Annotated in this window: 10 protein-coding genes; all 10 read right to left on the bottom strand. The window is 60.2% G+C overall.

Going from position 1 to position 11783, the window contains the following annotated elements; translation table 11 throughout:
* Positions 1-19: 19 nt before the first annotated feature.
* The 10 genes from Q1A74_RS01670 to trpA all read right to left on the bottom strand — a co-directional run bounded on the left by Q1A74_RS01670 (position 20) and on the right by trpA (position 11772).
* Entirely contained in the window at positions 20-2071 is a 2052-nt protein-coding gene (locus tag Q1A74_RS01670; protein WP_299591807.1) for a DUF3488 and DUF4129 domain-containing transglutaminase family protein, read from the bottom strand.
* Complete coding sequence (locus tag Q1A74_RS01665) at positions 2068-3102, bottom strand: DUF58 domain-containing protein (RefSeq protein ID WP_299591805.1); 1035 nt, start codon at positions 3100-3102, stop codon at positions 2068-2070. Before Q1A74_RS01665 ends, Q1A74_RS01670 begins: the two co-directional genes overlap by 4 nt.
* A 14-nt stretch (positions 3103-3116) precedes the next feature.
* Positions 3117-4028: an AAA family ATPase gene (locus Q1A74_RS01660; RefSeq protein WP_299591804.1), complete on the bottom strand. Its 912-nt coding sequence runs from the start codon at positions 4026-4028 to the stop codon at positions 3117-3119.
* Between the two features lie 104 nt (positions 4029-4132).
* A complete protein-coding gene (locus Q1A74_RS01655; RefSeq protein ID WP_299591802.1) occupies positions 4133-5317 on the bottom strand; it encodes an O-succinylhomoserine sulfhydrylase in 1185 nt (394 codons plus the stop codon).
* Between the two features lie 191 nt (positions 5318-5508).
* Positions 5509-6996 (bottom strand): amidophosphoribosyltransferase, encoded by a 1488-nt coding sequence (gene purF, locus Q1A74_RS01650; RefSeq protein ID WP_299591801.1) that lies wholly within the window; start codon positions 6994-6996, stop codon positions 5509-5511.
* A gap of 68 nt (positions 6997-7064) precedes the next feature.
* Positions 7065-7562 carry a CvpA family protein gene (locus tag Q1A74_RS01645; protein ID WP_299591800.1) on the bottom strand — a complete coding sequence of 166 codons (498 nt, stop codon included), beginning with the start codon at positions 7560-7562 and terminating at the stop codon, positions 7065-7067.
* Positions 7563-7704: 142 nt separating this feature from the next.
* Positions 7705-8412, bottom strand: a complete 708-nt coding sequence (locus Q1A74_RS01640; protein WP_299591799.1) for an SPOR domain-containing protein — start codon at positions 8410-8412, stop codon at positions 7705-7707.
* Positions 8393-9664, bottom strand: a complete 1272-nt coding sequence (gene folC, locus Q1A74_RS01635; RefSeq protein WP_299591798.1) for a bifunctional tetrahydrofolate synthase/dihydrofolate synthase — start codon at positions 9662-9664, stop codon at positions 8393-8395. The genes Q1A74_RS01640 and folC overlap by 20 nt, the downstream gene beginning before the upstream one ends.
* 251 nt (positions 9665-9915) lie before the next feature.
* The gene (accD, locus tag Q1A74_RS01630; protein ID WP_299591796.1) at positions 9916-10770 is read right to left on the bottom strand and encodes an acetyl-CoA carboxylase, carboxyltransferase subunit beta; all 855 of its coding nucleotides are present in this window, start codon (positions 10768-10770) and stop codon (positions 9916-9918) included.
* Positions 10771-10959: 189 nt separating this feature from the next.
* The gene (gene trpA, locus Q1A74_RS01625; RefSeq protein ID WP_299591794.1) at positions 10960-11772 is read right to left on the bottom strand and encodes a tryptophan synthase subunit alpha; all 813 of its coding nucleotides are present in this window, start codon (positions 11770-11772) and stop codon (positions 10960-10962) included.
* Between the last annotated feature and the right edge of the window lie 11 nt (positions 11773-11783).

Genomic DNA, 11783 nt, shown 5'->3' with positions numbered 1-11783 from the left:
TACAGCGCTCAGGGGTGGCTCAGGTCTGAGCCTGTGCCTGGCGCGTGTGGCGCAGCGGCCAAAAGCCCCGCACAAGCCGGCGCAGTTGTTTTTCAGCAAGCATATCGCTCCCGTACGCCGCTTTTTCATAGGCGCGGGTAATTCGCACCGCCATCGGCCCCAGACGCGGTAACTCCCGCTCGATACGGCGCGCATAATCGCCCGGCGCCTCGCCGGGGTTGCGCGGCAAACCCGCGCGGGCCATGCGACGACAGAAACGCAGATACAGGCGACTAGCCACCGGCAGTGATGGGCCGCGGCCGGATAATTTCAGCCACAACAGCAACAACAGTAACGCCGCCACCATGGGCACGCCCATAAACAGCGCCATGCGCAGCGGGGAAATCTCTCCCAGCAGACGCCGCAAAATACCTTCCTGACGCTCATTGTCAAAACTGACTACGGTCTGATACCAGCGGTAGTTGATCATGTCCCACTGCAGACGCAGACGGGTGACAAAAGCAATTTTATGCAGGGGCAGGAATGCGTCCTGCATGAACTCTTCCGCCGCGGCGCTCTGCAGCCCATCGCGGATACGCTCCGGTGCGACAGATGCTGTCGGGTCAACCCGGACCCAACCGCGCCCGGGTAACCAGATTTCCGCCCAGGCGTGGGCGTCATACTGGCGTACCAGCAGATACCCCTGCTGGTCCACCCACTCCCCACCCTGGTATCCGGCGACGACACGCGCCGGCACTCCGGCGGCGCGCATGGTAAATACATAGCTGCTGGCGAAGTGTTCGCAGAACCCCTGGCGAGTGGTAAACAGAAATTCATCCACAGTATCCGCACCCAGCGCCGGCGGTTTCAGCGTGTAAGTGAAATTGCGGTTGTAAAGCGAAAGCAATGCCCCCGAGATCGCTTCACCGTCCATCCCCTCTTCGAACCGCGCCTTGGCCCAGGCCCGCGCCCGGGGATTGCCGGAGGCCGGTAATTGCAGATGGCGACGCTGTTCGGATCCACTCAACACCTCGCCCTCACCGACGCTTTCCCGGGGCCAGGAACGCACGTCGTAGGCGAGCCTCGTTCCCACCGGCGTCCGATACACCAATGTATCGTCGCCGGTCTCCCGCACACCGCGGGTCTCGGAGTTCGGACGAGCAAGGGCAAACAGCCAGGGGTTGTGACTCGCCTCCTGAATGATCTGGTAGCGGTAGCGCGGGCCCACGGCCGGCAACGCACGGTCATCGCCACTGGTGTCGCCAAACGGACGGCGGTTACTGCGCCCGCGCCCCCAGCGGGGGTAGCCGTCGGCGGCCCCGGGTTCACTCCAGCGGCGGCCATCGAAGTGGGTGTACACCAACCCGCGCCAGTAGCGCTGCTCTGGCGGCGGCAAAGCGCCATCGAAGGAAATGCGCAGGGCGGGTTTGTCGGACTTCGACAGTTCACTGAAGTCCCCCGGGCTCATGGAGTCACTGATACCGGTGGACGCGGCCTTGGTGTTCTGTGGCACTGCCCACAAAGGGCCGAGGCGTGGAATCACCACAAATAGCACCAACATCACCGGCACAGACTGCGCGAGCAGCTTGGTGGACAATCCCAGCGCCCTGCCCGGCCTGGCACTGCCGCGCCCCTGCTGGGCAACCAGCGCAGCGGTAATGATCACCACACACACAATGCCATACAGGGCGTAAGGAATTGTCTGCTCAAAAACGAACAGGGTTGCCGCAAGAAAATACGCCAGCATCAGGCTGAGCAGTGCGTCGCGCCGGCTCACCAGCTCGATATTTTTCAGGGTAAAAGATACGGCCAGCAGGGCCACCATTGGCTCCAGTGCAAACCAGCGCCGGTAAGTAAGGACCAACCCGGCAACCACCAGCGAGACCGCCACCAGCTTGGCCAGTCGCCCGGGCGTTTCGCGGCGACCGCGAAACACTTCCAGCCGCCAGTAGACGGCCACCGCCCAGGCACCCAGTAGCCAGATGGGCAGGTGCATGGTGTGGGGCAACAGCACGACCAGCTGCGCGGCAAAAATCCACAGCAGGCTTTCCCGCGGCAGTAGCGACTGCAACTGGCTGGTAGCGGCACTCATTGGCTGACTCCCTGTACCGGGAACAGCGCCAGCAGGCGCAGGAGCTTGTGTTTGTGTGCACTGCCAAGATCCGGGGCAATGGTGTGGCCCGGCAATCGCAGACCATAGGGCACCTGTGCCCGCTCGGCATCCAGCACCCAGGCACAGAGATTGCTGAGCCGGGTCTCCACATCGCGCCCACCGAGCAAATCCCAGTCGAGCCACAACCGCGCGTCGCTGCCGGACGCGTATTCCTTGCTGTAGAGGTCCCGGCCGCCGGCGTACTGTTTCCAGGCCACATGGCGCAGTGAATCGCCGGGCTGGTAGTTTTTCAGGCCAACAAAATCATCACCGCCGGCAGCAAAGGTTTTCTGCTGGTTTCCCTCCCCTACGCTGGCGCCGATGGGCAGCTGGCCCGCGGGCTTGGGCTGTGGGTACACCAGAAACTCCGCATCCAGGTCTACCCAGCTCCAGCAGCGGAATAGCCCCAGGGGAAAACGGCTTTGCACCTGAATACGTGGCGCCTGTACCCGGCCGCGCTGCAGCAATGGCAGATCCAGACGAATCTCGTGGGGTTCCGCGTCCAGCACATCCGTCAGTTGCCCCTCTTCCGGCGGCCACGCCAGCTGCAGGCGTTCGTGGCGGCGTTTACCGGTTTTACTCAGTGCAATTGTCGCCTGCCCGTAATCGCCGGCAAACGCGGGGTGCGTGGCGCGCAGTTGCAATTTGAGACCAGACAGATTGGCAAAGGTATGCACGGGCAGGATCACCAGCATCCCCACCAACAGAAACGCCAGGGCGAGTACCAGGTTGTTTTCGTAGTTGGTGCCGAGCAGCCACAGCAGAAAAATCACCAGCAGCAGGCCCATACCGGCGCTCGTAGGCAGCACGAAGAGTTTGCGGTGATCCAGGGTGACGGTTTGCGCCGGCGGCAGGCGCCGGTTGAGCCAGCGCAGCCAGCGGGCGCGAAAAAGTGGCTTCGCCCCCGTGCTTGCCGGCTGGTCAGCGGCAGTGTTGGGGTGAGTGGATTTACGGATGGATTCTACGGACACGTCAGTTTCTGGCCTCAGGCGGCAATAATATCCACCTGGTGCATCATGCGCTCCACCAGCTGGGTACCGTCGGTACCATCACTCTGCAATCGATGGCCGGCAACCGAGGGCAGCACCGCCTGCAGGTCTTCCGGCAGCAGGTGACCGCGGTTGTGAATCAACGCCCAGGCGCGGGCGGCGTGCAACAGTGCAAGGGCCCCGCGGGGTGACAGGCCGACCCCACACTCGGGGCTCTGGCGGGTGTGCTGCACCAGACGCTCAAGGTAGTCGAGCAGCGAGTCGGACGCTTTCACCTGCCCCACTAAGGACTGAAGCTTGCGCAAGCCTTCGGTGTTGATACGGGGTTTGATCTGAGCCAGTTGCGCGCGCGGATCCACTCCCTGAAACAGCGCACGCTCCGCATCCCGGGTCGGGTAGCCGAGGCTGATGCGCATCAAAAAGCGGTCGAGCTGAGACTCGGGCAACACGAAGGTGCCGGATTGCTGCAGCGGGTTCTGGGTGGCAATCACAAAAAAGGGCTCGGGCAGCGGGCGGGTTTCGCCATCGATACTGACCTGGCGCTCTTCCATGGCTTCCAGCAGGGCACTCTGGGTTTTGGGGGAGCTGCGGTTGATCTCATCCGCGAGCAGCAGCTGACTGAAAACAGGACCTTCGTGGAACCGAAACTGGCCGGATTCCCGCTCGAAGATACTCACGCCGAGGATATCCGCGGGCAGCATATCGCTGGTGAATTGCACCCGCTTGTAGCTGAGCCCCAGTACCTGCGCCAGCGCGTGGGCCAGGGTGGTCTTGCCCATGCCTGGCAGATCTTCGATCAGCAGATGCCCTCGGGCCAGTAGACAGGCAAGCGCCAGCTTGACCTGATGCTCCTTACCCAGAAGCACCTTGCCGATATCGGCTACAATGGCGGAAATTATCTTTTGCACGGCAAATCCATTACTGCTCAGTTTTTCTTCACTAGCTATCAATGATAGGCCCCGCGCTGAGCGGGGCCATTCATCATGTCACAATTCGCGCCATTGTGACCTTTTTAAGCCAGTGCAGACAAGCCGCGCGCCAGATCAGCTTTCAGGTCTTCCACATTCTCCAGTCCGACAGAAACCCGAATCAGGTTCTCGGAGATCCCCGCCTTTTCCTTGTCCTCATCGCTCAGACGGCCGTGGGTGGTGGTGGCCGGGTGCACGATTGTGCTTTTCGCGTCGCCGAGGTTGGCAGTGACGGAAAAAATCTTGCAAGCGTCGATCACTTTCCACGCCGCCTCGCGCCCGCCTTTTACGCTAAAGCTGAACACCGCGCCGAACGCGGACTGCTGATCTGCTGCGAGCCGATGATTCGGGTGGCTGGGCAGCCCCACATAGTTCACTTTCTCCACCTGAGGCTGCTCATTCAACCACCAGGCAACATCTAATGCGCTGGTGCAGTGCGCCTGCATCCGCAACTTGAGCGTCTCCAGCCCCTTGAGGAAAACCCAGGCATTAAATGGACTCATACTCGGGCCGCAGGTGCGCAGGAAGATAACCACTTCATCCATCACTTCCTTTTTACCGACAACCACACCGCCCAGGCAGCGGCCCTGGCCATCGAGGAATTTGGTGGCGGAGTGCACAACCATATCTGCACCCAATTCCAGCGGGCGCTGCAGTGCAGGCGTACAAAAACAGTTGTCCACCACTAGCTGAGCGCCGGCGCTGTGGGCGAGATCCGCCATGGCCCGAATGTCCGCGACTTCGCACAGCGGGTTCGACGGCGTTTCCATAAACAGTAATTTCGTATCGCCATCCAGTGCGTCTTTCCAGGCCTGGAAATCCGTCAGGTCAACGAAGGTGACTTTGACACCGAATTTGATCATGTAGCGGGTAAACAGCGCAGTGGTGGTACCGAACACACTGCGCGAACAGATCACCTTGTCACCACTTTTCAGCAGTGCCATACACAGGCTCAGAATCGCAGCCATGCCGCTGGAGGTAGCGACGGCAGCCTCACCACCTTCCATCGCGGCGATGCGTTCTTCAAAGGTGCGTACGGTGGGGTTGGTATAGCGCGAGTAGACATTGCCGGGAGCCTCCCCGGAAAAACGCGCGGCAGCTTCCGCTGCGGAGGGAAAGACGTAACTGGAGGTGGCGTAGATGGATTCGGAATGCTCGCCTTCCGCCGACCGGCTCTGGCCTGCACGTACCGCCAGCGTTTCCAGTGCGTAACCGTCGTCTTCAAACATGGATTAACCGTCCCGGGTCTGTGTGATTGGAACCGGCAATCTTAACCCATGAAAAGCGGAAGCGCAGAGGTTGAAGGAGCTCCGCATCAGGTTAGGTGGCGGCGCCGCTACCGATAGCTGTTTGCAGAAACACTTCGGCCCACCAATTGGCGGGCCGAAATGATACTTAGACTGAGCGAGACAGTGAGGGGTTACAGCGAACTATCGTTGCCCTTGCTGGACTTTGCATTATCATTGCGCGCCGCGTGCAGGCTTTCCAGGTATTCCTCAGTTACATCACCGGTGATGTACTTGCCATCGAATACCGCACAATCGAACTCCTGGATTTCGCTGTTACCTTCCGCAGAAGATTCCACCAGGTCTTCCAGCTCCTGATAAATCAACCAGTCCGCACCAATTTCCTCACAGACCTCTTCCGTGGTGCGATTGTGCGCGACCAGTTCGGTGGCCGACGGCATATCAATCCCGTAAACATTCGGGTATTTGACAGCCGGTGCCGCAGAAGCAAAGTACACCTTGTTGGCGCCCGCTTCGCGCGCCATCTGGATAATCTGCTTGCAGGTAGTACCGCGCACGATGGAATCGTCCACCAGCAGTACGTTCTTACCGCGGAACTCCAGCTCGATCGGGTTCAGCTTCTGACGCACAGACTTCTTGCGCTGTTTCTGCCCCGGCATGATGAAAGTGCGGCCGATATAGCGGTTCTTCACCATACCTTCACGGAATTTTACGCCCAGACGGTGCGCCACCATCTGGCCCGCGGAGCGGGAAGAATCCGGAATCGGGATGACCACATCGATATCGTGATCCGGGCGCTCGCGCAGAATCTTCTCAGCCAGATGCTCGCCCTGACGCAAACGCGCCTTGTGCACGGAAACACCATCCATGATGGAGTCCGGGCGGGCGAAGTAAACATGCTCGAAAATACACGGGTTCAGCGACGGATTTTCCGCACACTGCTCGGAGTGCACGGTGCCGTCCACCTCGATATAAATGCATTCGCCCGGTGCCACGTCGCGCACCAGGGTATAACCACCCACGTCCAGGGCCACGGATTCAGAAGCCACCATATACTCGGTGCCCTTGTCGGTTTCGCGCTTGCCGTACACCAGCGGGCGAATACCATTTGGATCGCGGAAGGCGACAACGCCGTACCCGACAATCAAAGCCACACAAGCGTAGCCGCCGCGGACGCGCTTGTGCACGGCACGCATGGCGGTAAAGATGTCTTCGGCTTTGGGCTGGAGCTTACGCTGCTCCAGCAACTCGTGGGCAAACACATTCAGCAGCGCCTCTGAATCGGAGTCGGTATTGATGTGGCGCAGATCCTGTTGATAGATCTCATCCATCACCTGATCTTTATTGGTGAGGTTGCCATTGTGAGCCATGGCGATGCCGTAGGGGGAGTTGACGTAAAACGGCTGGGCGAGTGCGGGGCCGGAACCACCAGCGGTGGGATAGCGCACATGGCCAATGCCAAAGTTGCCTGTCAGACGCTGCATATGCCGCGCGCGAAATACATCGCGCACCAGGCCGTTGGCCTTTTGCTGATTCAGGCGATCACCATCACAGGTGACGATGCCCGCCGCATCCTGGCCCCGGTGCTGCAACAGGGTGAGCGCGTCGTACAACTGCAGATTGACGTCACTCTTACCGACGATTCCAACGATGCCACACATACTTCAGATAACCCCAGTCATTTTGTGATGGTCACAGTGATCACGCGCCGCCTCCCGCAGCCCAACGATCATTCAATTTGCCCTGCGAAGAAGTCCTTGATTGCGCCAGCCGCTTCGCGCGCGCGATCTTCAAATTCGAGAAAATGCGGTATCAATGTCGATTGCTGCCACCAGCCGTCTTCGTTGACCGGCGCCAGCGCCGGGGCAAAGATCAGCAAGGCCATCACTACAATGCAGCCGCGGAACAGTCCGAACACCATCCCCAATACCCGATCCGTGCCGGAAAGGCCGGTGGCCTCCACAAAGGCAGACAGGGTCATATTCAGGCCGGCTCCGGCCAACAGGGTGAAAATGAACAGGATGGCAAAGGCGGCAATGGCCTGCAGTGAAGGTGTATCGACAAGGTTGGAGAGCAGTGGTGCCAGCTGGTCGCGGAACATCATCGCCACTACGAACGCAGCCACCCAGGTGAGCAGCGACAGCACTTCGCGCACGAAGCCTCGGCTCAAGCCGATCAGCGTGGAGATGGCGACGATTGCCAGAATGGTCCAGTCAGCCCAGTTCATTCAACCCTACCTGCTACGCGGCGGCTGCCGCGAAGAGCGCGCATTCTAACTTACCGACCGGGGCCAGTGAAGCAGTTCACCGAATCCAGTGGAAAACAGGAATGGTAAGGTCCCTCCCGACGTCCCGACAGACCCGCCGGTATCAGGCCCGGTAGCGGAGAATCAAGGTCTCGGTTTTCAATAATTCATCCAGCTTCCGCTTGTCTGACTGCGCATCCACACGGCTCAGCTTGGGCCCCACAAACACCCGCACCAGGCGGCCCTTGGGGGTATCCACCGCCCGGGTATACGCCCGGAAACCAGCATCCAGCAGCTTGCTGCGCATACGGTCGGCACTGGCGGACTCTTTATAGGCCCCCACCTGAATGACCCACCCTTCCGGAAGGCCTTTGTCATCCAGTTGGGTTTCTTCCGCGGGCAGCTGAACTTGCGGTTCCGGTTCAGCGGACTCGGGAGTCGGCTTGGCTTCGGCCACTTTCGGGGTCTTTTCCGCTTCCGCCGGCTGCTCGAGAGAAACCGCTTCCGGATCCGGGGCGGGCCCCTTTTGCTCCACGATGTCTGGCTGGAAGACCTCAGCCACAGGCGGCGCCGGCTCCACATCCTCCACCGGTTGGGGCTCGGCGATGGCGATGGGCTTGATATCTGGTGCAGGAGGGATCTGGCTGGTCACGTCGATATATCGCGCGCCCTCGCGATCAAACAGGGTCGGCAGGAAGATCACCGCCAGGGCAACCAATACCAACGCACCCACGATGCGCTGTTTAACCCCATCGTTCAGCCCGCGCGCGCTGCGCCGATTTTTCGGGGACCTGGCATGAGAAGAATAGGAATCACTGTCCCGGCTGGCCATCTTGTTGTTCTCGTGTGATCTGGAGTACCTCTGCAACGGTAAAGAAAGAACCGAACACAAGCAACCTGTCAGTCTCGCTCAGTTGCCCCACAGCCCGCTCCAGCTGCGCCGCCACCGGCATACAGGGCTCAGCGATCTGCGCGTCCGACACCTCCGCCCCACGCAGCCCGGCCAGAACCTGCTCCGCTGTTGCAGCGCGGGGATTGCCCGGCAACAAGGCCGGATACCAGCAATCAATGGCAGACTTGAGCGGCGCCACAAGCCCAGTCAGGTCCTTATCCGCCATCACCGCCACCAGCGCCAGCGTGCGCCCCGCCACCGGATGTCGCACCAGCCAATCCGCCAGATACTCCGCCGCCGCGGGGTTGTGCCCTACATCCAGCACCAGCTTGCGCCCTTGCCAGGCCACCGGCTGGCAGCGCCCTGGCATTTGCAGACTCTCCAGCGTTGCGCACACCTGATCCGTTCCCGGTAGCTCCCCAGCCAGCGCCAGCGCCGTCAACGCCGCCGCCACACTGGCCGGCGGCAGCTGCAGCTCAGGCAACCCAATCACCAGCTCCGGCCGCGCCTCCAGTCGATATTCACTACCCACCAGCGAAAAGTGTCGATCAATAAAATAGCTATCGCACCCCAGCTTCCCAGACACATCAATCACCGACGCCGGCGGCAGCGGGTCTGCACACACAAATGTCTTCCCCGCGCGCAAAATCCCCGCCTTCTCGCGCCCGATCACCTCCCGGTCACTCCCCAGCCAGGCCTCGTGATCCACCGCCACACTGGTGATGATCGCAATATCCGGATCCACAATATTCACCGCATCCAGACGACCACCCAGCCCAACCTCCAGCAGCGCAAATTCCACTCCTGCCTGCTTGAACAGCCAGAAAGCCGCCAGCGTGGTGAACTCAAAATAGGTCAGGCTGACCTCTCCCCGCGCCTGCTCCACCGCCTCAAACGCACGGATGAGCGCAGTATCCTCAACCTCCTGCCCATCGATCCGAATCCGCTCGTTAAATCGCAACAAGTGCGGAGAGCTGTACGCCCCCACCGAGTGATCCCCTGCGCGCAGCAGCGCTTCCATCGTGCGCACGCAACTGCCTTTGCCGTTGGTCCCAGCCACGGTAACCACTCGCCGTGCGGGCGTCTGCACATCAAGCCTGTCGGCAACTGAAGCGACGCGCTCCAGGCCCAGCTCTATTTCTGTGGGATGCAATTGTTCCAGGCGGGAGAGCCAGGATTGAAGATCGCGCATGAGATCACCGGTGACTGATCAGAGAGAGAATTTTAGCTGGGACGTAACGGATGGAACATGAGAAGAAATTTTTTATCAGACACTGAAGCCTAATGCGAAGGGAGCGATGTCGGGTAGAGACTTGCAAGACCTTCACCGCCATGGATGGCGGTGCAGAGCCCCCAGGGATGGGTACACGGCGTGTCTTGCAAACCTCTACCCGACAGCGGTCCCGCCAATGCACCAGGGCAAAACGAGACCACGGACGAAAATCAATTATTGGACAGCTTACCCAGCAACCGACCAACCGTATTCCGCATTTCACTGCGCGGAATGATCATATCGATAGCACCGTGCTCCAGCAGGAACTCTGCACGCTGGAAACCTTTCGGCAGCTTCTGACGAATGGTCTGCTCGATGATATTCGGGCCGGCAAAACCGGCGCGGGCACCAGGCTCCGCCGCATTGATATCGCCCAGCAATGCCAGGGATGCAGACACACCGCCATACACCGGGTCCGTCATGATGGAGATGTATGGCACACCCGCCATGCGTAACTTCTCCAGCACCGCAGACGTTTTCGCCATCTGCATCAGCGAGATCAACGCCTCCTGCATACGAGCACCACCGGTCGCCGAAAAACACACCAGCGGAATATTCTCGTCCAGCGCGCGCTGAGCCGCACGAGTGAACTTCTCACCGACCACATAGCCCATAGAGCCACCGTGGAACGCAAACTCAAACGCCACCGCAACCAACGGCTTGCCTTCCAGCAGGCCTTGCATCGCCACCAGCGCATCCTTCTCACCGGTCGCCTTCTGCGCCTGGGTCAGACGGTCCTTGTATTTCTTCACATCCTTGAATTTCAGGCGATCCACCGGCTCCACATCGGTCGCCAGCTCCTCGCGGTGCTCCGTGTCCAGGAACATATCCAGACGGCGGCGGGCGCCGATACGGAAATGGTGTTCACACTTGGGGCACACATCCAGGTTGCGCTCCAGCTCGGGCAGGTACAGGGTGGAATCGCACTTCACGCACTTCTTCCAGACCCCTTCCGGCACCTTGCTGGCACCGGCACGACGCTCGGTGCGAATCACCGACGGAACAATTTTCTCTAACCAGCTCATTCTGTTTCCAAAATCCGATGCTTGCTGAAATGACGTTGCCGGGACATCCGCCCCACGCACAAGGCATAGCGTATATGACCGGCAATCCTAAAACCGCGAATTAAACCACTTTCAAAAACGTTGCTCTTGGCCAGATAAGCCGCCTATCCGGGCTTTCTGGCCAAGGGGTACTGGCAACCAAAATATCGGTCAGCTATCCAGCGCCGTGCGCATTTCTGCTACCAGCGCACCGATACGATCTTTTGCCTCAGTGCCATCGGCGGATTCGCCCACCGCGGAAACCAGCACGCTGCCCACCACGGCACCGTCGCCATCGGCGCTCACTGCTTTTGCCGAAGCGCCATCCTTGATTCCGAAGCCCACACACAGCGGCAGCTCGGTATGCCGGCGGATACGCGCCAGGTTCTCGCGCACGGAATCCAGATCCAGATGGCCAGCCCCGGTAACGCCTTTCAGGGATACATAGTAGACAAAGCCACTGGCCAGCTCGGTAATCTGCTTGATCCGCGCATCGCTGGTGGTGGGGGTCAGCAGGAAAATATTGCGCAGGTTGCGGGCGCTCAGTAACCCGTTGAGCGGACCCGCCTCTTCTGCCGGCAGGTCAACGGTAAGGGCCCCATCTGCGCCAGCCTCTTTCAGGCCATCGGCAAATACCTCGCCACCCATTTTTTCGATGGGGTTGTAATAGCCCATCAAAATCACCGGTGTATCGGCGTCTTTACCGCGGAACTCTTTTACCAGCGCCAGGCATTTGCGCAGCGAAGCCTTGTGCTCCAGCGCGCGCTCGTGCCCTTTTTGGATCACCGGCCCCTCGGCCATGGGATCCGAAAAAGGCACTCCCAACTCGATCAGGTCAGAGCCACTGGCCACCAGCTGATGCATCAGGTCTACGGTGTTTTCCAGGCCGCCGTCACCGGCAACAATATAGGTTACCAGTGCCTTGCGGCCTTCGCTGCGCAGTTTGGCGAAGCGGCGATCGATTCTGTTCTGTTCTTCTGTCACCGTGTCACTCC

It is taken from the genome of uncultured Microbulbifer sp. (assembly GCF_947504145.1).
Taxonomy (GTDB): domain Bacteria; phylum Pseudomonadota; class Gammaproteobacteria; order Pseudomonadales; family Cellvibrionaceae; genus Microbulbifer.
This window is presented reverse-complemented; position numbering and strand designations above follow the sequence as displayed.